This window comes from Nonlabens sp. MB-3u-79 (assembly GCF_002831625.1).
GTDB lineage: Bacteria > Bacteroidota > Bacteroidia > Flavobacteriales > Flavobacteriaceae > Nonlabens.
The window spans coordinates 192,196-214,781 of record NZ_CP025116.1; the positions used below are offsets into that span (position 1 = coordinate 192,196).

24 protein-coding genes are annotated in these 22,586 nt (G+C 38.1%); 1 reads left to right on the forward strand and 23 read right to left on the reverse strand.

Translation table 11 applies throughout. The features are described 5' to 3' along the window. Nucleotides 1-89: 89 nt before the first annotated feature. The 17 genes from CW736_RS00875 to CW736_RS00950 form a co-directional block, all read right to left on the reverse strand. A complete protein-coding gene (locus CW736_RS00875) occupies nucleotides 90-503 on the reverse strand; it encodes an OsmC family protein (RefSeq protein ID WP_101012125.1) in 414 nt (137 codons plus the stop codon). Between the two features lie 2 nt (nucleotides 504-505). Further along, nucleotides 506-2,002 (reverse strand): hypothetical protein, encoded by a 1,497-nt coding sequence (locus CW736_RS00880; protein WP_101012126.1) that lies wholly within the window; start codon nucleotides 2,000-2,002, stop codon nucleotides 506-508. Between the two features lie 61 nt (nucleotides 2,003-2,063). Then, the gene (locus CW736_RS00885) at nucleotides 2,064-3,566 is read right to left on the reverse strand and encodes a hypothetical protein (protein WP_101012127.1); all 1,503 of its coding nucleotides are present in this window, start codon (nucleotides 3,564-3,566) and stop codon (nucleotides 2,064-2,066) included. 17 nt (nucleotides 3,567-3,583) lie between these two features. Further along, complete coding sequence (locus CW736_RS00890; protein ID WP_101014973.1) at nucleotides 3,584-5,608, reverse strand: thiamine pyrophosphate-dependent enzyme; 2,025 nt, start codon at nucleotides 5,606-5,608, stop codon at nucleotides 3,584-3,586. 163 nt (nucleotides 5,609-5,771) lie between these two features. Beyond that, on the reverse strand, nucleotides 5,772-7,085 hold the full coding sequence (locus CW736_RS00895) for a dihydrolipoamide acetyltransferase family protein (protein ID WP_101012128.1): 1,314 nt from the start codon (nucleotides 7,083-7,085) through the stop codon (nucleotides 5,772-5,774). Between the two features lie 88 nt (nucleotides 7,086-7,173). After that, the gene (locus CW736_RS00900) at nucleotides 7,174-7,770 is read right to left on the reverse strand and encodes a transferase hexapeptide repeat family protein (RefSeq protein WP_101012129.1); all 597 of its coding nucleotides are present in this window, start codon (nucleotides 7,768-7,770) and stop codon (nucleotides 7,174-7,176) included. 145 nt (nucleotides 7,771-7,915) lie between these two features. Then, entirely contained in the window at nucleotides 7,916-8,176 is a 261-nt protein-coding gene (locus CW736_RS00905) for a four helix bundle protein (RefSeq protein WP_317044422.1), read from the reverse strand. Continuing rightward, complete coding sequence (locus CW736_RS14345; RefSeq protein ID WP_317044407.1) at nucleotides 8,131-8,289, reverse strand: four helix bundle protein; 159 nt, start codon at nucleotides 8,287-8,289, stop codon at nucleotides 8,131-8,133. The genes CW736_RS00905 and CW736_RS14345 overlap by 46 nt, the downstream gene beginning before the upstream one ends. A gap of 94 nt (nucleotides 8,290-8,383) precedes the next feature. Continuing rightward, nucleotides 8,384-9,136, reverse strand: coding sequence for an enoyl-CoA hydratase/isomerase family protein (locus CW736_RS00910; protein ID WP_101012130.1), 753 nt, complete (start codon nucleotides 9,134-9,136; stop codon nucleotides 8,384-8,386). Between the two features lie 107 nt (nucleotides 9,137-9,243). Then, nucleotides 9,244-9,567 (reverse strand): GIY-YIG nuclease family protein, encoded by a 324-nt coding sequence (locus tag CW736_RS00915; RefSeq protein WP_101012131.1) that lies wholly within the window; start codon nucleotides 9,565-9,567, stop codon nucleotides 9,244-9,246. A 48-nt stretch (nucleotides 9,568-9,615) separates the two neighbouring features. Then, entirely contained in the window at nucleotides 9,616-12,153 is a 2,538-nt protein-coding gene (gene paaZ / locus CW736_RS00920) for a phenylacetic acid degradation bifunctional protein PaaZ (RefSeq protein WP_101012132.1), read from the reverse strand. Nucleotides 12,154-12,264: 111 nt separating this feature from the next. After that, nucleotides 12,265-13,473 (reverse strand): acetyl-CoA C-acyltransferase, encoded by a 1,209-nt coding sequence (locus CW736_RS00925; RefSeq protein ID WP_101012133.1) that lies wholly within the window; start codon nucleotides 13,471-13,473, stop codon nucleotides 12,265-12,267. Between the two features lie 43 nt (nucleotides 13,474-13,516). Then, nucleotides 13,517-13,891 carry a four helix bundle protein gene (locus CW736_RS00930; protein ID WP_101012134.1) on the reverse strand — a complete coding sequence of 125 codons (375 nt, stop codon included), beginning with the start codon at nucleotides 13,889-13,891 and terminating at the stop codon, nucleotides 13,517-13,519. A 55-nt stretch (nucleotides 13,892-13,946) separates the two neighbouring features. After that, on the reverse strand, nucleotides 13,947-14,363 hold the full coding sequence (locus tag CW736_RS00935) for a PaaI family thioesterase (RefSeq protein WP_101012135.1): 417 nt from the start codon (nucleotides 14,361-14,363) through the stop codon (nucleotides 13,947-13,949). Between the two features lie 196 nt (nucleotides 14,364-14,559). Continuing rightward, nucleotides 14,560-15,783, reverse strand: coding sequence for a 3-hydroxyacyl-CoA dehydrogenase NAD-binding domain-containing protein (locus CW736_RS00940; protein WP_101012136.1), 1,224 nt, complete (start codon nucleotides 15,781-15,783; stop codon nucleotides 14,560-14,562). Nucleotides 15,784-15,819: 36 nt separating this feature from the next. Then, on the reverse strand, nucleotides 15,820-16,173 hold the full coding sequence (locus tag CW736_RS00945) for a four helix bundle protein (RefSeq protein WP_101012137.1): 354 nt from the start codon (nucleotides 16,171-16,173) through the stop codon (nucleotides 15,820-15,822). 56 nt (nucleotides 16,174-16,229) lie between these two features. Continuing rightward, nucleotides 16,230-17,012 carry an enoyl-CoA hydratase-related protein gene (locus CW736_RS00950; RefSeq protein ID WP_101012138.1) on the reverse strand — a complete coding sequence of 261 codons (783 nt, stop codon included), beginning with the start codon at nucleotides 17,010-17,012 and terminating at the stop codon, nucleotides 16,230-16,232. Between the two features lie 140 nt (nucleotides 17,013-17,152). On the opposite strand from CW736_RS00950, the gene CW736_RS00955 reads away from it, so the two are divergent. Then, complete coding sequence (locus tag CW736_RS00955) at nucleotides 17,153-19,276, forward strand: T9SS type A sorting domain-containing protein (protein WP_101012139.1); 2,124 nt, start codon at nucleotides 17,153-17,155, stop codon at nucleotides 19,274-19,276. A 141-nt stretch (nucleotides 19,277-19,417) separates the two neighbouring features. On the opposite strand, the gene CW736_RS00960 is transcribed toward CW736_RS00955, so the two are convergent. From CW736_RS00960 to CW736_RS14230, 6 genes are all read right to left on the reverse strand, one after another. Further along, entirely contained in the window at nucleotides 19,418-20,152 is a 735-nt protein-coding gene (locus CW736_RS00960) for a hypothetical protein (RefSeq protein ID WP_101012140.1), read from the reverse strand. Between the two features lie 263 nt (nucleotides 20,153-20,415). Further along, on the reverse strand, nucleotides 20,416-20,970 hold the full coding sequence (gene paaD / locus CW736_RS00965; RefSeq protein ID WP_101012141.1) for a 1,2-phenylacetyl-CoA epoxidase subunit PaaD: 555 nt from the start codon (nucleotides 20,968-20,970) through the stop codon (nucleotides 20,416-20,418). Continuing rightward, a complete protein-coding gene (locus CW736_RS00970) occupies nucleotides 20,963-21,310 on the reverse strand; it encodes a four helix bundle protein (RefSeq protein WP_101012142.1) in 348 nt (115 codons plus the stop codon). Before CW736_RS00970 ends, paaD begins: the two co-directional genes overlap by 8 nt. A 60-nt stretch (nucleotides 21,311-21,370) precedes the next feature. Further along, complete coding sequence (gene paaC / locus CW736_RS00975; RefSeq protein ID WP_101012143.1) at nucleotides 21,371-22,174, reverse strand: 1,2-phenylacetyl-CoA epoxidase subunit PaaC; 804 nt, start codon at nucleotides 22,172-22,174, stop codon at nucleotides 21,371-21,373. A gap of 61 nt (nucleotides 22,175-22,235) precedes the next feature. Beyond that, nucleotides 22,236-22,466 (reverse strand): four helix bundle protein, encoded by a 231-nt coding sequence (locus tag CW736_RS00980; RefSeq protein ID WP_232735451.1) that lies wholly within the window; start codon nucleotides 22,464-22,466, stop codon nucleotides 22,236-22,238. Continuing rightward, nucleotides 22,439-22,582 carry a hypothetical protein gene (locus tag CW736_RS14230; RefSeq protein ID WP_232735375.1) on the reverse strand — a complete coding sequence of 48 codons (144 nt, stop codon included), beginning with the start codon at nucleotides 22,580-22,582 and terminating at the stop codon, nucleotides 22,439-22,441. Before CW736_RS14230 ends, CW736_RS00980 begins: the two co-directional genes overlap by 28 nt. Between the last annotated feature and the right edge of the window lie 4 nt (nucleotides 22,583-22,586).

The window sequence follows — 22,586 nt, forward strand, 5'->3', positions numbered from 1 at the left end:
ATTGATCCTATCACCACTCATTTATTATGAGGAGTCTGAGAATTATGAATCTGCAATTATCAACTGGTTTTCAACTGGTTTCCCTCTACTTAGCTAGCATTTACAAATACTTTGTACTGTATAGCAACCATTTTATCAAAGGTTTTAGAAACCGAACAATACTTTTCAAAGCTTAAGTCAGCAGCCCTTTGGGCTTTGTCTGGATCGATAGCTCCTTCCAAAAATACTTTTACATGCATTTCTTTAAAAGGTCTGGAGTCATCTAGTAAATAACGTTCTCCTTCTACTTCTACTTTATAACTGGTAATTTCTTGGCGTTGTTTTTTAAGGATGGAAATCATATCAATCGCACTACAAGAACCTACACCCATAAGCAATAATTCCATAGGACTTACTCCTTGAACGACCTCCATACCACTGTGGTCTATCATTACTTTATTACCTGACTTGCCTGTGGCTTCCATCAGGTAATCCTTGTTTTTTCTTTCTATGGTGATTTTCATATTTACTTATTTTCTAATTTCTTCAAGTTCAACTCATACAAGCAATCCAGTTTATAATCATACTCATAAAACAAACCAGTAAGTTTTGACTTTTTTGATAAGTAGCAAAGATATAGATTAGACAAGGTCTTTTGTTTCTTTTGACTCCCCTCCAGTTGGTGATCCATCAGCAACTCTTTGTAAACAGAATCTGGAAACACATCAGAAACTCCTTTTAAACTTACCATGTAATTAAAATCAGCATACTGCAAATCATGCTCAAAGCCATTCTTGAATTTTGATTGATCTAAAATAAAAGTGTCTTTTGAATTTTTCTTGATTTGGGTCCCTTTTAAGGTAAATACACCGCTTTTATCTTCTTCGACTATTACAAATAAACCCAAGTCGTCTTGAGCATCCATTTGAAAAAACACCCAAGGCTGGTCTTTAAAACCATAGAGAAAATAGGAGGGTATATATCTTTTATAGAATAAATCATAACTATTAGGAACAGCTTGCATCAAAGAACTAACATAACTTCCAGTATACCAGTACCGTAAATTACCTTTTACCATCATTAGGATCAATACTAATAATACAAAGGTTTTTATGTGATTTGTCGTTTTACGAATGCTTACTAATGGCAACTCCAGCACCTTCTTAATCTTTAAAAACTCTAAACGCTCCCAAAACTGTCTGGGTAAAAGAGCTGCGCTAAATGCAGTTCCTATAATTAAAAACGGACCTACTTGCACTAGCATACCTATTCCTATATGATACAGTACGATCATAATGGCTGCAATAAGCCTTAAATTCCTTTTAAAAGGCCATAGAATAAATATCGGAATTAAAAACTCCCACATCAAGGAGGCGTAAGTCAGCATTTGCGATATTTCCGGAAAGTCTCTAAGGATAAAGGCAAAGTTGGAAGCATAATATTCATCCTGCACAATCAATTCAATGGCACTACCTTCTGTCCATATAGGACCATTTTTAAGCATTGCACCTGTCAAGTAAATGAAAGCAATTTGTAAATAAAAACCATAAACTGCTAGTGGATGTATAGCTACTTCTTTGGTTTTACTTAAACTCCAAACGATTCCTGTAGGTAAAAAAATACTCCAAAAAACAGACACCAGTATCATAAAATGAAACCCGTTGAGCATGTAAAGGCTATTTATTACAATAAGACTGTAGCACAAAAACAATACTGGTTTAACCAGTTTATCAAAAAGACCAACGGTATAAAAAAGGGTGAGTAAAACGGATAAATAAACAAAAACAGTGAAGCCAGTTGTTCCCAAAGCCTCGATTAAACCAAATCCGTTACCAAAAAAAGAATTCAAGGTAGACTCTGGTCGCAAAGCGTCAGAAAAATAATATTTTTCTAAAAACAAAAGTTTGTAGAAAATTAGATCATATAGAACAGCAATACCAGTAAGTATCCTCCATAAAGCTAGTGACCTAAAGTCATAGGAAACTGTTCTGCTTTTTATATATTCCAACAGCTTTATAGGCATTTCATCTTTTAAAAAATTATAGAAATCATCATATCAAATCTACTCAACTCTAATTTTTATTTCAATAATCGAAATTATTCTTAGTTACTAATTTAAAAACAGTATCAGTTAAAATAAGTTGACCCCCTTCATAAGTATGAAATCGTTGTACTTTCCATAATTCTGCTTTTGAAATAATTTTATCAGGGTGCGCTTGCTTGTATTTATTTAGTTGTAATTCTAGCCATCCTTTTTGCGTGGAGACTGGAAAACGATCTTGATAGAATTTATAATAAACCCCAAAGGTAAACTCAGCTCCAAAATAAGAGGCAGTAGGTAGTGGTTCTATATGATAAGAACCATTAGTACTGCTCATATATAGCTTTTCTGATGTTCTTAATTCGAAAGGAGTTTTATTCTCATCATAACCGATAAACAAAAAATCACCCAAATCATCGTATATATTATTCGGAAAAAATTTCCAGGATTGATGCCAGAAACCAGTGAAAATACCAGGATCTGCTAACTGCTTTCCTATGGTGTATTTATATAAAGGAAGACTAGATAAAAAAGGACTCAAATAACTATTTTTACTCAAGTGGTATAAGTTACCGTGCAAGATAAATAGCATGGTTACTAAAATAAAAAACCTTTTAAAATTTTTCCAGCGAACCGAAAGTATGTCCAAACCTATAGAGTTTTGATACCTCCAACGATCAGGAAACACCTTCCAACTCCAGAAACTTTGAGGTAGTAAAAGCACTCCAAAAGCTAATCCTATAAGAAAAAAGGTGCCTACGTGCAGGAATAGGGCCATAATACCATGCAATAAAATAATAGATACTGCCGACCAGTATCTTGCTCTTTGAAAAAAGAAAGAGAGCAATAGCAATATAGAAACCAGCACTTCTAAATAAAAACCTGCGTAAGTAAAGGATTGAGCCAATTCTGGATAGGTACCCAATTGTTGTAACAATGGTCTGGCGTGAATCAAATCATTGGAAACTACCTCGAGCAATTGCCCCTTACGCCATAATTCTCCGTTTTTAAAAATCCAACTAGAAAAATATATTAAGAACAATTGAAATTGAAAACCCAACTGAGCCAACTTCCCAAAATTAAAAAAGCTTGCCTTTTGATTCTGGAAAAATTGAAATCTACGATTCAAAGGCAAAAACATCGCCCAGAATAAGGCCGTTTCCTCTAGGTGTTCCACGCCATGAGAGAGATAAGGGTTGGTAGTTATCAAACTAGCGAAAGTTATGAAAAGCACTGGTGTGATCCATTTTGTCTTATAGCCTATCACAAACAAAATGCTGAGCAACAACATTAAAGACAGCAAAAAATAGTACCAAAGATTAGAATCTGACCAATTAAATAAGGGAAAACTCTTTCCGTAATAATCGCTCGCACTTGCTTCTGGAAGCCACTGGTTATTATTGTAATAAACACCTACAGCTGGAAAACGATAAACAATTAAATTATAGATAAGAGCAAAACCTAATGCAATTCTGAAAAGTCCTAGAGACCTTAGGTCAAAAGAAATGGTGTTGCGTTCTAAATAACCCAATAGCTTTTCAAACATTTAATAAAAGTATGCATTTAATAATTCAAAAGCTCCTCAATCTTGTCCTTCACTTTCTGTGTACTAGGAATCATGGTTTCTTCTAAAATAGAATTCAGTGGTATGGCAGGCATATTTTCAGAACCTATGACCATTACTGGTGCATCTATGTATTTAAAACACTCTTCTTGTATACGACCTTGCAAGGCACGAGAGAAACTATTATCACTAGGCTCTTCAGTTACCACCAAACATTTACCACATTTCTTGACACTAGTAAAAACCGTCTCATAATCCAGCGGATGCAAGGATCTTAAATCCACAATTTCTACTCTATCTTGTAAACCAAGCTCTGCAGTGGCATTCATTGCCCAATGCACACCCATTCCATAGGTAATGATACTCAGCGTTTCCTCTTCTTCTTTTTTCCAGATTTCTTGTAGTACCCAAGCTTTTCCAAAAGGCAATACATAATCCTCACTAGGCTCCACACTCGTGGCCCCTTTAGTTCCTTTAACTTTAGACCAATACAATCCTTTATGTTCAAAAATCACTACCGGATTCGGGTCGTAATAGGCCGCTTTCATCAGTCCTTTTAAGTCGGCGCCGTTTGATGGATAAGCAATTTTTAAACCTCTTATATTAGAAACTACACTTTCCATAGAACTGGAATGGTAAGGCCCACCAGAACCATATGCACCTATAGGTACTCGTAATATCATGGATACTGGCCATTTTCCATTACTTAAATAGCAAGAACGTGACACCTCTGTAAACAGCTGATTCAACCCAGGCCAGATGTAATCTGCAAATTGTACTTCTACAATCGGTTTTAATCCTGCGGCACTCATTCCTACCGTACTTCCTACGATAAAGGCTTCTTGTATAGGCGTGTTGAATACTCTATTGTCACCAAATTTTTGAGCCAAGGTTGCTGCTTCTCTAAAAACACCGCCCAATCTTCCTCCTACATCTTGTCCGTAGAGCAAGCATTCTGGGTGTTTTCTCATCAATTCCTCGATGGCAAATAAGGCACAATCTACCATGACCACCTTCTCTGCACCTTCTGGAGAACGCTCTCCTTTTTCTTCTGTAATTGGTGTTGGTGCAAAATCGTTGGTAAATAAATCGGCTGGTTCTGGGTCAGGTTGTTGTAAAGCGAGGTCTAGTGCTTTTTTTACTTCCGCTTTCGCGAAAGCGTCATAAGCATCCACATCCTGCTCACTAAAATCATTATCGAAAAGTAACTTTCTCATACGCGGGTATGGGTCACGGCTTCTCGCCTCTTCCAAATCATCACGGTAAAACTCCATGCGCACACCACTCGTGTGGTGATTTAACAATGGCACGGTGGCATGAACCAAAAATGGCCTGCGCTCGGTTCTTATTTTTTCAATCACCTCATTTAAGGTGTTGTAACTTTCTTCAAAATCAGTCCCATCTATAGAAATAGCTTCTATACCGTGAAACCCTGCAGCATATTCAGCAGCGTTTTGAGCACGTGTTTCGGCCGCACTAGCACTAATATCCCAACCGTTATCTTGTACTAAATAAAGAATAGGCAATTGTTTGAGCGCTGCCATTTGAAAAGCCTCAGCAATTTCTCCTTCGGTCACACTGGCGTCACCTAAGGAACAGACTACTATAGAATCTGAAGTCACACTGGAATCTGAACTAGCATCTACGGCTGCTCTTTGCTCTTCACTTAAGCTCTCTCGGTAATGAAATCCAAGAGCTACACCTGTAGCAGGAATAGCCTGCATTCCAGTAGCACTGGACTGATGCGGGATTTTTGGCTTGTCATCATCCCTTAAAGAGGGATGCGAGTAATAGGTGCGTCCACCAGAAAACGGATCGTCCTTTTTTGCCAAGAGTTGCAACATCAAGTCATAAGGCTTCATTCCTATAGACAGTAACATCGCGTCGTCTCGGTAATAGGGAAATGCATAATCCTGCGGCAATAGTTGCATCCCTAACGCAGTCTGTATCACCTCATGACCGCGACTGGTCGCGTGAACATACTTAGAAACAGTTTTGAAGTTTGCTTCATAGAGTTCCGTCATGGACTTAGCAGTAACTAGGTTTTTGTATGCTTGTTCTAATAATGACTTTTCCAATTGTTTATTTTTATGTCAAGCCGTTGAAGAACGGCTTCGCTTAATAATTAATTCAATAGACTTTTAAATCGTCTTCGACAAGCTCAGACTGATATCTGTCTTCTGTATTTTAAAAATCTTTATCCGGCGCTTGTTCTAAATTTAAAGCCACTTGCTTTAAAAAACTTCCTCCTAAAAATCCATCTACTACTCTGTGGTCAAAAGATAAGGATAACATCATCATACTGCGTATTTCTATAGCATCCACACCATCTTTTGTCATTACCTCAGCGCGTTTTTTGATGATTCCTGTCGCGAGAATAGCTACTTCTGGCTGATTGATAATAGGGGTTCCCATAAGGGACCCAAAAGTTCCGACATTAGAAATGGTAAAAGTACCTCCTTTGATATCATCCCCTCCTAGTTTGTTTTCTCTCGCTAGGTTTGCCATCCGATTCACATCGGCTGCGATTTCTGGTAGGGATTTTTGATCGGCATTTTGCACTACTGGAACAATTAAATTTCCAGAGGGCAACGCCGTTGCCATTCCTACATTAATGTTTTCTTTAACGATAATGTTTTTACCGTCTACACTTGCATTGATATTGGGATATTCCTTAATCGCTCGTGCCACAGCAGCTACAAATAACGGTGTAAAGGTCAATCGCTCCCCATGTTTTTCTTGAAAAGGAGCTTTATTCTTATTACGCCAGTTGACTAAATCGGTTAAATCTGCTTCTACATAAGCCGTCACATGCGGACTAGTATGCTTGCTGTAGACCATGCGGTCAGCAATCATCCTGCGCATGCGGTCCATTTCAACAATCTTACCAGTTCCTTTATCAAATTTTAATTGAGGTATGCGGTAAGCGGTTGGGTCTGGTTCATTGCTCACGGCTTGTGCAAACTGGAATGGCCTTCCCTCATTGATGTAATTCACCACATCACTCTTGCGCAACCTACCTTCGTTTCCTGTTGCTGGAATGCGTGCTAGCTCTTCATAGGACATATGATTTTTTCGAGCTATAGCATCTATCAATGGACTAACAAAAAGATCTTGGTTGATGTATGAACTCGAAATTGAACTTGAATTCGAACTTGAAACTTTTAGTTTCTTGTCATTCAGCACTTGATGCGGAATCTCTTCTTTCTTATCGATAGATTTATTCGGAGCTTCAGATTCTGTAGTAGAAGCCCCATCAGTCGCTTCAAATTGAGCGAGCACACTTCCTATTTCCACTACATCATTTGCAGCGTATAAGTGCTTAGACATGATTCCAGCGGCTGGCGCTGGAACTTCATTATCTACTTTATCAGTTCCCACTTCTACTAGAATATCGCCTTCTTCAAAGGATTCCCCTTCTTGAACAAGCCAGTTTAAGATGGTTCCTTCGGTAATTGATTCTCCCATTTTTGGGAGTATAAAATCCATAGTCTTTGCCATGGGATAAAAATAAGAAAACTAACGCTCGTTAGTATGTAAAATTATGTTGTAATTCCGCTTTCGCGAAAGCGAGATGCCTTCAACCCCTTTATTTCTTCTTCATTTCTTGAAGTGTCTTATAAAAATCTTCCTGAACTGGACGGTTTTTAGGGATCTCTCTAAGCGGTTCCACCTCTGTCATCGTCTCGTGGCAATCGGTAGGTAGTTGTTGGTACAATTGAGTCCCAGCGGTTTTCCAGGCCATCATTTCATCAGAGACCTCTTTGATTTTTTGAGCAGGATTTCCTACTATAAGAGAACGAGGTTCAAAAACAGCTTCGGCTTTTACAAATGCCATGGCGCCTACAATACATTCATCTCCTATTGTAGCGTCATCCATGATCACGCTGTTCATTCCTATCATGCAATTGCGACCTAAGTTGGCGCCATGAATAATTGCTCCATGACCTACGTGAGCACTTTCTTTAAGTGTGATGCTTTTACCAGGAAACATATGGATCGTGCAATTTTCTTGAACATTAACTCCGTCTTCCAGAATAATCTCTCCCCAATCGCCACGTATGACCGCACTAGGACCTACATAGCAATTTTTACCTATAATTACATTACCTATGACCGTAGCTTGCGGATGTACAAAACTAGACTCGTGGATGACTGGGATATGGGATTTGAAGGAGTAGATCATGTGTTGTGAGTGATGAGCTTTGAGCTTTGAGCTTTGAGCTTTGAGCTTTGAGCTTTGAGCTTTGAGCTTTGAGCTTTGAGCTTTGAGCTTTGAGCTTTGAGCTTTGAGCTTTGAGCGAAAAATAAAAATATCGTTCTGAAATTTACTATTTTGTTCTAAGTTTTTTCCGCAATGCTGAAATCATTTTACCTATTTCTGTAAGTGCAGCTCTATTTTTTTCAAACTGTTGTTGTGAAATATAAGCACGTAAATATGCCTTAGTATTCCAAGTGACACATTCATGACTGCTATCCCATGCCATTTTCAAGTATCGGTTAAAATTAGGATCAGTACTTCCTGATCCTTCAGAAATATTTGCTGCTATGGAATCTGCGGCGCGGGAAAATTGAGATGACAGCCTATATATTCTTTTTTAGGAAATTGCTCTACTAACTCATTTACAACTTCTCCAAAATCCATCGCTTTCTGATAAACTTTCAGATTCTCAAAACTAAAATGATATTCGCTTTCAAATTGCATTTATACTTTTTAATAAAATTAATTGCATTTACCAAAAAACAATCCACTCAAAGCTCACGGCTCAAAGCTCATGCCTCATGCCTCATGCCTAAATCTACTTAAATCTCTTCAAGGTTTCCTTTGTAAATTCGCTTAAGACTAATCTCCCGGAGATCTTAGCTCTTTCAAAAAGCAATTGGTCCCAATTTTCACAGCCGGTCCAAAACATCTTTTTCATTTCGGCCATAGCATCTGGATTATAGGTGCACAAATTTTCAGCAAACGCCTGAATTCCCGCATCCATTTCTTCTGTAGAATCATAAACCTCAGCAAAAAGCCCGTTGTTCTTAGCCCATTCTGGGGAATAGAATTCGTTTGCATTGATAGCAATCTGGCTCATGCCCGTCAATCCTAATTTGCGTTCTACTGCTGGGCCCACCACAAATGGACCTATTCCTATATTGAGTTCACTCAGTTTGATACTGGCAAATTGAGTTGCAAAACAATAATCTGTCGCACTGGCAACTCCTACTCCACCTCCAACGGTTTTTCCTTGGACACGACCTAAAATGAACTTAGGACATTTGCGCATCGCATTGATCACATTTGCAAAACCTGAAAAGAATACTTCGCCAGTTTTTTCATCATTTATGGCTATCAATTCTTTAAAACTTGCTCCAGCACAAAAAGTGCGTTCTCCTCCAGATTTTAATACGATCACTTTTGTAGCCTCATCATTCCCTGCATCGGTAATCGCTTGTGCTAGTTCTGCTAGAATAGCACCAGGCAATGAATTGTGTGCCGGGTGAAAGAATTCTATGGTTGTTATTGCGTTTTCTGTTTGTTTTTTTACGTAGGGATCACTCATATTTATAGGCTTTTAAGTTTGTATGAAGCGAACGCACCCTTCAGCGCATTGACGTCCTAGATGTCAAGCCGCTGCAGAGCGGTTTCGCGTAATAATTGTCTCAGTGTTTATTCAAATCTCTCTTTACTCGTTACATATCCTGTAAAATCCCAATCCGCTGCTAAATCGTTCCACTCAGGATTCCTGCTTTCAATCAAATTTATTTTATATACTCTTTTCCATTTTTTAATCAACTTTTCTCTATTGATCGCCTCTAGTGGCGTATCATGATGCTCATACCACACCAGCTGTTTGATATTGTACTTGCCAACATGCGTTTCAAAAGTGGCTTGCTTATGGTCAAAAGTACGTTGCTTTATATTGTTTGTAACGCCTACATAAAATAGTTTGTTCTTCATATGAGCCATGATGTAGGTGTACATTGATTTCATAATCTTCTCGTTAGTGATGTAGCGAAGCCGTCCTGCGACGGCTTGACATTAGTCTACTATACCAAACTGTTCAAAATGATGACTTAAATGCTTTCTCTCCAACAAGGTCCATTCATATTTACTCAAAGCTCCAAAAACAGCATTCTTAGTTGTTGCTTTTGGATTTCTTTTGTAAAAATCTAAGTATTTATTTCTTGCTTCCAGCAATTGCGTTTTCGCAGTTTCTAAGTCGGCATGCTTTAAATCTTCCAGTGCACCATCTTTCATAAATGGCATTTTATGGTTTTGAGGCATTTTATCAAAGTTCCACAAGGTTGCAGCTACTTTTTCTAGATATTCATCTGGAGTAGCTACTTCAAAGTCTTGGATCTCTCCACTGGCAATACGGTAACTCATTTCTAGATGTTCTACCATGTGCTGTGGGGTCAACGTTCCCCAATGAGGTGTTGCATCTTCTTTTAATTTTGACAAGGAAGATTTAATATAGCTCTCTGTAATTTCTGAAAAAACAGTTTGCTTTTTCTCTACCATGGTTAAGATAGTGGCAACGGCAACAAGTGCCGTAGCTTCCTCATCCGTCTTGCCGTTTTCATAATCTACTGGCTCTGCGTCAAAAACTTCTACATACCATTTTACGATCCCAGATGGATGCTCTCGACCAGCTACATCTCGTTCTCTTTTTTCTTTACAAGTAAGTCGTACATAAATTGTATCATTATGATACAAAGGTCTTAAAAAGCGAATGTCTTCTAGACCGTAGTTGGCACTTACGGGTCCTTTATTAGGATACACAAAAAGTCCTGCTGCAGCACTAATAATAAAGTAACCGTGAGCTGTGCGCTTCTTAAAAATACTTCCTTCTAAACTGGTAATATCGGTATGGGCATAAAAATGATCCCAAGTAAGATTGGCAAAACTCTGAATGTCGCTATCTGTGAGAGTTCTTTTATGAGTCTCCAGACTCATGCCTGGTTGGATATCTTCATAATGGTAAGAAAACGGATGGTTCTCCGTCTTTTTGTAAGCTCCATTAGGCTGGTAAATCCCAGTGATTTCAGTTAACGAAGTTGGACTTCCTTGCACCGCACAACGTTGCATATAATGTTTGATACCGCGCAAACCGCCCATTTCCTCACCACCACCAGCTCTTCCCGGACCTCCGTGTACCAGTAATGGTAATGGCGATCCATGACCTGTGGATTGTGGCGCGCTGTCTCTATTTAAAGTTAATATTCTCCCATGAGATGATGCGGCGTTGATGGTGTACGCTTTCGCGAAAGCGTCATCATTAGTAACCACACTGCTCACCAAAGAACCTTTACCCATATGAGCCAGTTCTATCGCTTCATCTATATTTTTATAAGGCATCAACGTGCTCACAGGACCAAAGCATTCAATCTCGTGAACCGATGTGTTTTTAAAGGGCTGGTCTTCTCGCATTAAAATAGGGGACATAAACGCCCCTTTTTGAGCGCGGTCTCCCAAAACCTCTACCTCATCCATGCTTCCATAGACTAATTTTGCGGTTTTTGCTATTTTACTAATTTGATCTTTTACCGCAGTTTTTTGATTCTCATTGATCAAGGCACCCATACGAGTTTCTCTTAACAACGGATCTCCTATTACCGTTTTAGAAAGTTGTTTTCCAAGAGCAATTTGCACATCTTCCATCAGGTTTTCTGGAACCAAGATTCTCCTTATCGCTGTACATTTCTGACCGGCTTTAGAAGTCATTTCTTTGCGGACTTCCTTGATAAATATGTCAAACTCTGGAGTCCCTGGAACCGCATCTAGCCCTAGTACTGAGGAGTTCAATGAATCTGCTTCCATAGTAAATGGAACAGACTCCTCCAGCAAACGAGGATGTGATTTTAATTTTCTTCCTGTTAGTGCACTACCTGTAAATGTGACCACATCTTGAGAGTTGACCGTATCTAATATGTTTGTTGTTAAACCGCTTAATAACTGTAAAGATCCTTCTGGTAATATTCCAGAATTGATAATTTCACGTACTACGGCCTCTGTTAAAAAAGCTGTTTGTGGTGCTGGCAATACAACTGCTGGCATTCCAGCCATCCAGTTGACCGCACATTTTTCTAACATTCCCCAAACTGGGAAGTTAAAGGCATTGATATGTACCGCAACTCCTTTGCGAGGCACCAAAATATGATGCGCCATAAAACGTCCTCCTTTAGATAGGTCTATAGGGTCGCCTTCTACGGCATATGACTGATCTGGAAATAACTTTCTCAAGCTCGCATTGGCAAACAAGTTACCAAATCCTCCTTCTATATCTACCCAACTATCTGCTCGAGTGGCTCCTGTTCGGTAACTTATTTCATAAAAAGCAGCTTTTCTCTTATTTAAATAAAGTGCCAGCTTTTTAATCATGTTCCCACGTTGCTGGAAGGTCATGTCTCGCAAGACTTTTCCGTGATCACGCCCGTATTCTAACGCAGACTTTATATCCAGTCCTTCGGTGCTGGTAAGTCCTATTACTTCACCAGTAATTGCGTCGTACATGTTGCTTGCAGACTTCTCTTCACCAGCTTGCCACTGGCCATTGATGTAACTTTCTAAGATCATAATTTTTTTATAAAAATTGTCTTTTTATCGCTTTCGCGGAAGCGGAATCCAAACCTTTCCACGAAAATACAAAACAACTGGCAAAAACTAACAAGTGTTAGTTAGTTCCATCTAACTCACATTTTCAATTACCATCGCATAACCCTGTCCAACTCCCACACACATGGTGATCAATGCGTATTTTTTACCAGTCAGTTGAAGCTCTAATGCTGCGCTGTAAGCAAGACGTGTTCCTGTAACACCTAATGGATGACCTATAGCAATAGAACCCCCATTAGGATTGATGCGTTGATCATCATCAGCCAGTCCCCATGCTCTGGTGCAAGCAAGTGCTTGCGATGCAAAAGCCTCGTTCAATTCAATCACATCCATATCATCCATAGAAAGGCCTGCCTTCTCTAGTGCTTTATTACTAGCTGCAACAGGTCCTATTCCCATGATCCTAGGTTCTACACCTACTACGGCACTACTCACCACTCTTGCGATAGGTTTTAAGTTGTATTTCTTAACGGCATCTTCACTGGCAATAATAGTCGCCGCCGCACCGTCGTTTAACCCACTTGAGTTTCCTGCAGTAACAGAGCCACCTTCTTTTTTAAAAGCTGGACGCAGTTTTGCAAGAACTTCTTTGGTCGTACCTGGACGTATAAATTCGTCATCCTTAAAGATAATCGGATCTTTTTTGCGTTGTGGGATTTCTACTGCTACAATTTCTTTAGCAAATCTTCCTGATTTTTGTGCAGCAGCTGCTTTTTGTTGTGACCAAGCAGCAAAGGCATCCTGATCTTCTCTAGAAATAGTATGTTTTTCTACTAGATTTTCAGCGGTATTCCCCATACCGTCTACACCGTACATTTCGGCCATTTTGTGATTGACAAATCGCCAGCCAAAACTAGAATCATACATCTTAGAGTCGGTACCAAAAGCGCTACTAGGCTTTGCTATGACCAGTGGCCCTCGAGTCATGTTCTCTACTCCACCAGAAATAAACACCTCTCCATCTCCTGTTTGTATGGCTCTGTGCGCATGAACTATAGCACTCAATCCAGAGCTACACAATCTATTCACTGTTTCTCCAGGAACCGAAACTGGTAATCCTGCCAGCAATCCAGCCATACGCGCTACGTTGCGGTTGTCTTCTCCAGCCTGATTGGCACAACCCATGATCACGTCTGCATAGGCGTCTTTTGGTATGTTGGGATTTCTTTCTACGACAGTTTTTATAACGTGTGCTGCAAGGTCATCTGGCCGTATGGTCGATAAAGTTCCTTTGTAGCTTCCTATTGGAGTTCTTACTCCGTCGATGATGTATGTGTTCATTTATTAGTGGATTAGTGGATTAGTGGATTAGTGGATTAGTGGATTAAGGTGTTTTATTTCTTATATATTTTCTAAAAGAAGATAACATTTTTGTTAATTCACTTATTAACATACGATTTTCTTCATCTTCCTGATCAGATATGTATAATCGCAGTCTAGCTTTTGTACTACAAACTACACATTCATTTGCGCTATAAATTGCGATGTTCAAGTGTTTAATAAATTGAGCATCACTTCCTGGATAACCTTCTGCTATATTAAGTGCTATGGAATCAGCAGCGCGTCTATATTGACTTGACAATGCATATAATTCTTCTTTAGGGAATTGCTTTATTTGAACTTGAACATGTTCACCAAAATCGATAGACTTAGTATAAACATCTAGTTTTTCAAAAGCAAAATGATATTTACTACTCATTTTACGAAAATAAGACAACTATTCTTCTAATCATCACATCAACCAATCTTCTAGATTATTCCCAATCCTTATTCGTCCTAAAAACAACTCCCTTAAAAAGCGCCACCAGCTCGTCGCCTTTTTTTACCTCAACGATGTTGAAACCTACTTTGGTTTTGGTTTTATCAAGGGTGCATTCGGCGGTGATGTAATCGCCTTCTTCTAGTGCTTCGATATGGTTGATACTGGTCTCAATTGAAACGGCAAATTTACCATGTGTGTTGGACGAAAAACCAAAAGCCGTATCTGCCAACGCGTAAGTAATGCCGCCATGTGCTTTCCCCATGCTATTGAGCATTTCTGGTCGTATGCTCATTCCCAGTTTTACACATCCTATTTCTACCGATAAAATCTCCATCCCTAACCAAGTAGAATAAGGATCTAACGAAAGCATTTTTGCAGGTATCTTTTTTCCGTCTAGTTTTTGAGTCATGGTTTTGGTGAGTTGATGAGTTGGTGATTTGGTGATTTGGTGATTTGGTGATTTGGTGATTAAAAGTGTTCTTTATTTTTAGGACTTTGTATCGAGGCTGAGATCATTTTTCCAATTTCTGTCAACAATTAAATCTTCCAACTTAAAATGATACTCACTTTTAAACATATTTAATTTAATTTTTCCTTTTAGGGACTCAAAGACTCAGAGACTCAAAGACCAATCCGCTTTGCTTCATTTTCCTTAATAAAGGTGAGCATCTATAGCGATCTTCTCTATATACATCATACAAAGCGTCCAGTCCATTCACGCACCAGTCGATTCCTTTTTCGTTTGCCCAAGCCAGCAATCCTTTAGGGTAATTTACGCCTTTGGTCATGGCACTGTCTATTCCATGAGCAGTGGCAATATTTAAGAATAAGGCGTCTGCAGCCTCATTGATGAGCATTACCAATACGCGATCTTGGATTTCTTTAAGCAGTTCAGGTGATTTTTCTGGTTCCGCTTTCGCGAAAGCCTGCTCGCTATCTGCATTCACATAATCATAAAATCCGCGTCCTGATTTGCGACCTAGCCAGCCTGCCTCGACCAATCTCTTTTGAGTCAAGGACGGCTTGTAACGGGGATCAAAATAGAAAGCTGTGAAGACCGTCTCTGTCACCACATAATTTACATCATGACCTATATAATCCATGAGTTCAAAAGGTCCCATCTTAAAACCTAATGACTTTAATGCGTAATCTATAGTGGCAAAACTGGCCATTCCTTCCTCATAAATACGCAGGGATTCACTATAAAAAGGTCGCGCCACTCGATTTACGATAAAACCTGGCGTATCCTTAGCCACAGCCACTACTTTCTTCCAGTTTTCAACGGTAGCAACACAAGTATCTATGACATTTTGAGCGGTTTGCACTGCTGGAATTACCTCCACCAACTTCATTAAAGGAGCTGGATTAAAAAAGTGAATTCCTATACAACGTTCTGGTTTAACCAAAGATGCGGCAATGCTCGCAATACTTAAACTAGAGGTATTAGAAGCAATAATGCAATCTTGAGAAACATGTGATTCTAACTCCTGAAATACTTTTTTCTTGATATCGAGATTCTCTACAATCGCCTCGATGGTTAAATCAGCATCTGATAAATCCTTGATCGCACTCACATAAGAAATATTAGACTGTATGCGGTTTTTCTCGTCAAGGTCAATTCTTCCTTTCTCAATAAGCCGATTCATTATTTTTTCAAGAGCCGCTTCTGCTTTATCCAATTGTTCTTGATTGACATCAAATAGTTTTACTTGACAACCTGCTGTGGCAGCTACTTGAGCGATACCACTTCCCATGGTTCCAGCGCCTATGACTCCTACTTTGGAGATATATGAATCTTGATTTTTGATTTTTGATTTTTGATTTTCCATCTAAAGATTTTTGATTCTAGAGTTTAGAATTTTGATTTACTGAGTCTTGGTATTTTTGATACTCACGACAAAAATTGATATTAATTGATTATTTTCATCAATCAATTGATCTAAAGTTTCAATTTTACTCATTAATTCAGCACCCTTAATAATTTTAAGATTGATATAACTTTCTCTCAGTTCTTTGAGAGAAATTTTCATTTTATGAAGATAATCTCTTGTAGATTCGCCGCCGCGCGCTTCTCCATAATTAAGAGCTATGGAAGTTGAAGAGCGTATTAATTGTTTTGATAAATGTTCTGAAGCAAAGCTTTTATCTACATACTTACAGCCCTTGATAATTGAAACTGCAAAATTTATTAATCTGTTTTCTAAATCCTGAGCTTTCATATTTCCATTTTTTAAATCAAAAATCGCAAATCAAATATCCAATATCGTAAATCCCTTTACTTGCCTTTAAAAACTGGCTTGCGTTTTTCCATAAAACTGGCGACACCTTCGGCGTAATCTTCAGTGGCGGCACTTTCAATTTGAAGTTTGGATTCCAGTGCGAGTTGCTCTTCTACGGTATTAGAAAAGGACTGGTTTAAGGCTTTTTTTGTGTTGGCTAACGCAACTGTAGGTAGATCTGCTAGTTTTTGTGAGGTCGCTTTCGCGAAAGCGAAAAACTCATCATCCTTTACGACTTTGTAAATCATTCCCATTTGGTCTGCTTCGGTTGCTGAAATTTTATCGGCTAACATCATAGCAGCACTTGCTTTACCAAATCCTATCAATCGAGGTAAAAAGAAAGTCCCGGCACTATCTGGAATCAATCCTATTTTAGAAAAAGCTTGAATAAAAGCGGCACTTTCTGTGGCGATAACTACGTCACAACACAATGCCAGGTTTGCGCCTGCTCCAGCAGCAACTCCATTAACAGCAGCTATTACCGGTTTTTCTAGATTTCTAATCTTCAAAACTATAGGATTGTAATGATCATCGAGGATGGCTTTAAAACCTGGGTGCAACTCTGGATTAGTTATTTCTTGAATGTCTTGTCCTGCGCAGAATGCTTTTCCTTCACCTGTAATCAAAACTGCTCTTACTTCCTCATCTGTAGCGCATTGATCTAGTGCGTCTTGCATAGCAAAAGCCATTTCACGGTTGAACGAGTTAAATACTTTTGGTCTGTTTAGAGTTATGGTAGCAACGCCGTTTTCGACTTGCAAGAGGATGGAATCTGACATGGATCTTTTTAATTTTTATAAAGATAATGGTTGTTAGGCTTTCGCGAAAGCGAGAACACCGCCATATTTTTAATAATAAATCAACCTGATGATTGCCAAGGTTGTATTAGGATTGATTAATTTCATAGCAAATAACCACCATGAAAATAGGTAATTTTTTAATTGCTGTTCTTTTTACACTATTTGCTACTGCTCAAAACGAACTTGATTTTGATATGGATGCTACATCTGCTCGTCTAGGAGGCTATAGCGATATTACATATATCATTACAAACAACTCCTCAAGTGATATAACCAACATAACGATTAATCATCCAGATGCAGTAGTAAATAGTTTTGTTTTAAACCCTTCTACTCTTTCTCCGAGTGCCAGTGCAACAGCTACTGGGAGAATTGCCATCTCAGGCAATCGAGTAAATGGTATGATACCATTTTTAGGCGGTACGCAGGCAACGGTAACCGGGACAATGAATAGTACTACCATAACAGAACTATCAGATGGAAATGATACGCAAGGAAATCGAGTAGATGATGGGTATTCTAATTATTTTATTTCAGAACCTCAAAACTATGGGGTCATCTATGTAGATGACAATCTTAATAGTAGTTATGACCCAGATTCTGATAGAATTATTCCAGGAGTAACTATCAACGTGGCAGATGATATAGGTAACCAAGCCATTCTTCAAACAAACGAGACTGGATGGTGGTATTTACCAGACGGAATTTTGTTTACTGAAAACTTAGCCGTAATCGACAGATCATCACTTCCTGCTGCTTTTGTAAACTATCAACCTATCGATGGAGGCGTTCCTTTTAGTTTAGAACTTACTCTAGCTTCTCAATTTGTGTATGAAAATGGATTTGTGCCTAATAGCAATATTGGAACTCTACAAGCTGGAGCCTTTCTTGACACAAATAACAACGGAACCAGAGAATCAAATGAAATAAACGTACCTCATGTAGATTTTGAATTTATATCTAACAATGATCCTACAACTAGTGCTGTAATAAATAATGGAACTGGCAATGCAGTTTTTAAACTTGACTTTTCTCCAGGTAACCAACTTAATGATATTACCGCAACTATGGGTAACAACAATGGATTCTTCACTGTAAACACAGCGTTTTTTGATGATATTACCACAACCAGCGGTTCCACTACCGTGCTTGATTTTGCAGTATCAGAAGTTTCTTCTTCAAATAGAGATACTTCTGTATATTTAGCTAACTTCATATCACCTAATCCTGGTTTTGAAAGTGTTGTTTCTATTATTATTGACAACATCAATACAGGCACGGCTTCTGGTACTTTTCAGTTTAACTACGACCCACGAGCTGGTATTGTCTCATTATTTGATTCAAACGGTACAGACTTACTATTAAATGGAACGGCTACTTTAAATGCTAGTGCTAGCAGTTTGAGTATGTCATACTCTTTAAATGATTTTGATCAAAATCGTTTCTATGTATTACTGTCTACACCTATAAATGGAGTCCAAATAGGAGATACATTTACTCATACAGCTGCTATAAACCCAACTTCTATCGATAACGATGTATCAAATAATACAGCCACTTTAAATGTAGATGTAGTGGCCTCCTATGATCCTAATGATGTGGCCGAGGCTAGAGGCGAGATAATACCAATTAATACTTTTTCAAATACGGATTACTTAGAATACACGATCCGTTTCCAAAACCTAGGAACAGCCAGCGCGCAATTTGTGAGAGTGCTTTCTACACTAGATCCACAACTTGATCCAGCGACTTTTGAGATGATTACAGCCAGTCATAATTTTACCTATACTAAAAATGCTAGTGACCTAGATTGGTTTTTTGATCATATTCAACTTGCTCCAGAGGTAAATAATCCTGAGGCCAGCAATGGATTCATAAGATATAGAATTAAACCTTTGCCTGGATATGCGGTAGGTGATGTTATCGCTGCGAGTGCCAGTATCTTTTTTGATTACAATGCTCCAGTAATTACAGAAACTTGGCTCACTAGCTTTGACGTACCTGCATCTTTAAGTGATGTACGTTTAGGAGCTGTTTACCCTATTCCACTTAAAGGAAACACCTTATTCTTTGAAAATATAGCTACTGGAAAAGCACAATTGTATTCCCTAGATGGTAAAGAAGTATGGAGCGGACACATTTCAAATAGCCAACTTACTCTAAACGCTATTAATTCTGGATTTTATATTTTGAAGGTAAACTTTGAAGGAAAAGTAGCCAGCATTAAGTTGCTAAAAGAGTAATGTTTTAATCTCTATAGTTATCATAGAAGTTTTGCTTTCGCAAAAGCATAACAAGCATTACCAAAAGATCCATATTAGATTTTTTAGAGGCTCTTTAAACCTAAGATCCAAATAGCTCCTATCTATTGGTAAATTTAAAAACTACAGCTTAGTAATTTTTAGATAAGATAAATCAGGATTTACATCTATAAAACCATTTATATCTTCCCCAGAAGAATCAGTTGCAATAAAGTCAACCGTAGAAGTTTCGGTAGTTGTAAATACGGCAATTTGTTTTTGTTGAACTATTTCAATTTGAGTCTTTACAGAAGCCATAGTCCCTATTAATCCATTTTGAACAGTGTTTATTCTTAATATATAATCAAAACTACCTGACGCTATATAAACTGATGATTCTACAATATAGTCGCCTGGCGGCAATGTTAAATCGTTACCGGATAAAGAAGCTCCTTCAATAGTATTATACCTATTGGTTGAGGCGTAATTAAAAACAATGGGACCATTTAAAATATCCGTCTGCACCTGCGTCTTAGTACTTACAAAAGTTGCGAAAAGGGTGCCAAACTTAGTTGATTGATCTTGCTGATCAATTATTTTAATCCATTTAGAAAGAGGGGTGCTCCAATAATAATAACCAACACTAACATCATTAACAGCAACTAGATTGAAAACAAGTAAACTATTAGCAGGGTCTACTATGCTTGTTACATCAGTTGTACTTTGCAGTTCCAATCTGGGTATTAAAATTCCTTTATCAAAAGAACTAATATCTAACATACTGGAAGTATCAGGAACAGCGGTATTTATACCTACCTGTGCATTTAATGCTATTGATAATAACAACAAAAAAGTCGTAATAAGTAATCGTTCTTTCATCTTTATGTTCTTAGGGGAAAGCCAAATTTATTCTGCAAACAAAACTAGGTTCTTAAAATAATGTTAATGATGTTCTGTTTTCGCTAAAAGAACAATTACAACGATTAAAGATCATACTTAGCTCTTAGAGCATTCGATTAAAAACACGTATTAAAAAAATATCCTACGCCATTAATGGAAAAAGAAGTTGGTTGGTTGGTTGGTTAAAGACTAACAATTGAACTGATAATTATGTTAGATATTAGGCTTTCGCGAAAGCCTAATTACTTCAAGCATTTAAAATAATCAAAAGGCTCTAAGCAATCCTCACATTGAAACATGGCTTTACATGCTGTAGAACCAAACTGGCTTACGAGCTTGGTATTCTTAGAGCCGCAATTGGTGCACTTCACCATCTTTTTTTCATTGAGCAGGACATCCTTGTCTGCAGACTCTTCTAGTGGTGCAGCGATGCCATAATCTTCCAGTGCCTTGCGACCGCGATCTGTGATCCAGTCCGTCGTCCATGGCGGGCTCATGATCAACTGTATATGTGTTGTGTATCCAAGAGCCGTAAATGCGCTCTCTAAATCGTCGCCTATTACGTCCATTGCTGGACAACCGCTATAAGTAGGGGTGAGCTTTATGGTGATTTCTTTTCCGTCTACTACCACATCTCTAATCACTCCAAGATCTACCACGTTTAAAACAGGTATTTCTGGATCCATGACGGATTCTAGAATGGATACTATAGATGGAGGTAAGTCTGAATAAATGGATTTCGCTATTTTAGACGAACTTGAATTCGAACTCGAACTTGAACTTGAATCTTTAGTCATTTGTCTTTTTAATTAAGGTTACTACTATTCTAATAAGCTCATCATTTTCAGATTGTAAAGGTTCACACCTATCGGTCGCTAAAAGATTTGCCTTATTTTGAATCCTTAAGTTTCTCAAGCTTTCTCGAAGTTCTTTTAGGGTAATTCGCAGTTTATTTATTCGGTCTTTTGTTGTTCCAGCTCCCAGTGCTTCTCCGTAATTTAAAGCTGAAGAACATGCTGAACGAATCAATTGTTGAGCAAGATATTGCGCGGCATAAGAGTTAGGCATTTTGATATAAAGCTTGATGATATCAGCAGCAAAATCTTCTAAACGCTCTGCAAGATCTTTATAAACCATATTATCTTTTTATTCTTTTATTTCGAGTTCGAGTTCAGGTTCGAGTTCGAGTTTATTCACTTACCATTTCGAATCTGGATACGTCCTTTGCATATACTGCATCTCGGTAAGTATAAATCCAAGGTGCTCGCTGTGTAATCCTTCTTTACCTCCTTTTTGGAAGTACTCTACTTCTGGGATATCTAGTGTTGCTAGAGTGAGTAAGTCTTTTATCTTTTCATAGTAGGTATCCCGAAATGCTGACATATCTGGCGCTACTCCCGCAGCAATCATGGCATCATCTGCAGTGGTGGTTTGAAAGAGTTCATCGGTATAAACCCAAAGGTCATTTACAGCTTCTTGAACTCGTTTCTTGCTTTGTTCTGTTCCGTCTCCTAAACGTTTTAACCAGTCTCCTGAAAAACGCTCGTGATAACTCGCTTCTTTAATTCCTTTAAAAGCAAAGGCTCGCAAGGTTTCGTCGGCACTTTGTTGCAAAGCGTTTAGAAATAATTTATTGTACACATCAAAGAAAAACTGACGTACAATCACATAACCGAAATCTGTGTTGGGTTGTTCTAATAACAATACGTTTTTATATTCTCTTTCTTTCCTTAGAAATGCGATATCGTCCTCTGTTGATTTATCTCCTCTTAACTGGGCGATGTATTGATAAAAATTACGCACTTGTCCCAACATATCTAGGGAAATGTTAGTCAATGCAATATCTGGCTCTAGGTTAGGACCATGACCACAAAGCTCTCCTAATCGCTGACCTATAATCAGATAGTTATCTGCAACTCCTAGCAGGTAGTTGATTAAGTGTTCCTTGTTTTGTGTTGATTCCAAAAATTTTGGATTCAACTCTTTTATCGGTTGTTTCATATCAATGAAATGATTAAAAAATCAAAACGAAAATCAAAATCAAAATCAATTTTGAGCACGCTTATTTTTGGTTCTTAATAATTGTTGCAACTATTTTACTGAGCTGTAAAGATTCATCTACTAGATTTGTTTGGTCGTTTTTTAAAAGATTGGCTTTAAGTTGTATCCTTAAGTTATTCTTACATTCTTTTAATTCCTTTAAACAAATCCTAAGCTTATTAATCTTGTCTTTACTACTTCCTGCACCAGCAAACTCTCCGTAATTTAAAGCAGCACTTCCGGAGGAACGGATAAGTTGTTCCGCATAATATTTTGATGCATATGTTTTATCGGAAAATCAAATTCTCTAACCACATCTGCTGCAAATAGTATCAATCTATCTTCTACATCATAAGGTTTTTCAATCATTATG

Coding starts and splice junctions, on each gene's coding strand:
- CW736_RS00875 (WP_101012125.1), bottom strand. CDS start 503: ATGAAAATCACCATAGAAAGAAAAAACAAGGATTACCTGATGGAAGCC.
- CW736_RS00880 (WP_101012126.1), bottom strand. CDS start 2,002: ATGCCTATAAAGCTGTTGGAATATATAAAAAGCAGAACAGTTTCCTAT.
- CW736_RS00885 (WP_101012127.1), bottom strand. CDS start 3,566: ATGTTTGAAAAGCTATTGGGTTATTTAGAACGCAACACCATTTCTTTT.
- CW736_RS00890 (WP_101014973.1), bottom strand. CDS start 5,608: ATGACGGAACTCTATGAAGCAAACTTCAAAACTGTTTCTAAGTATGTT.
- CW736_RS00895 (WP_101012128.1), bottom strand. CDS start 7,085: ATGGCAAAGACTATGGATTTTATACTCCCAAAAATGGGAGAATCAATT.
- CW736_RS00900 (WP_101012129.1), bottom strand. CDS start 7,770: ATGATCTACTCCTTCAAATCCCATATCCCAGTCATCCACGAGTCTAGT.
- CW736_RS14345 (WP_317044407.1), bottom strand. CDS start 8,289: ATGCAATTTGAAAGCGAATATCATTTTAGTTTTGAGAATCTGAAAGTT.
- CW736_RS00910 (WP_101012130.1), bottom strand. CDS start 9,136: ATGAGTGATCCCTACGTAAAAAAACAAACAGAAAACGCAATAACAACC.
- CW736_RS00915 (WP_101012131.1), bottom strand. CDS start 9,567: ATGAAATCAATGTACACCTACATCATGGCTCATATGAAGAACAAACTA.
- paaZ (WP_101012132.1), bottom strand. CDS start 12,153: ATGATCTTAGAAAGTTACATCAATGGCCAGTGGCAAGCTGGTGAAGAG.
- CW736_RS00925 (WP_101012133.1), bottom strand. CDS start 13,473: ATGAACACATACATCATCGACGGAGTAAGAACTCCAATAGGAAGCTAC.
- CW736_RS00930 (WP_101012134.1), bottom strand. CDS start 13,891: ATGAGTAGTAAATATCATTTTGCTTTTGAAAAACTAGATGTTTATACT.
- CW736_RS00935 (WP_101012135.1), bottom strand. CDS start 14,363: ATGACTCAAAAACTAGACGGAAAAAAGATACCTGCAAAAATGCTTTCG.
- CW736_RS00940 (WP_101012136.1), bottom strand. CDS start 15,783: ATGGAAAATCAAAAATCAAAAATCAAAAATCAAGATTCATATATCTCC.
- CW736_RS00945 (WP_101012137.1), bottom strand. CDS start 16,173: ATGAAAGCTCAGGATTTAGAAAACAGATTAATAAATTTTGCAGTTTCA.
- CW736_RS00950 (WP_101012138.1), bottom strand. CDS start 17,012: ATGTCAGATTCCATCCTCTTGCAAGTCGAAAACGGCGTTGCTACCATA.
- CW736_RS00955 (WP_101012139.1), top strand. CDS start 17,153: ATGAAAATAGGTAATTTTTTAATTGCTGTTCTTTTTACACTATTTGCT.
- CW736_RS00960 (WP_101012140.1), bottom strand. CDS start 20,152: ATGAAAGAACGATTACTTATTACGACTTTTTTGTTGTTATTATCAATA.
- paaD (WP_101012141.1), bottom strand. CDS start 20,970: ATGACTAAAGATTCAAGTTCAAGTTCGAGTTCGAATTCAAGTTCGTCT.
- CW736_RS00970 (WP_101012142.1), bottom strand. CDS start 21,310: ATGGTTTATAAAGATCTTGCAGAGCGTTTAGAAGATTTTGCTGCTGAT.
- paaC (WP_101012143.1), bottom strand. CDS start 22,174: ATGAAACAACCGATAAAAGAGTTGAATCCAAAATTTTTGGAATCAACA.
- CW736_RS14230 (WP_232735375.1), bottom strand. CDS start 22,582: ATGATTGAAAAACCTTATGATGTAGAAGATAGATTGATACTATTTGCA.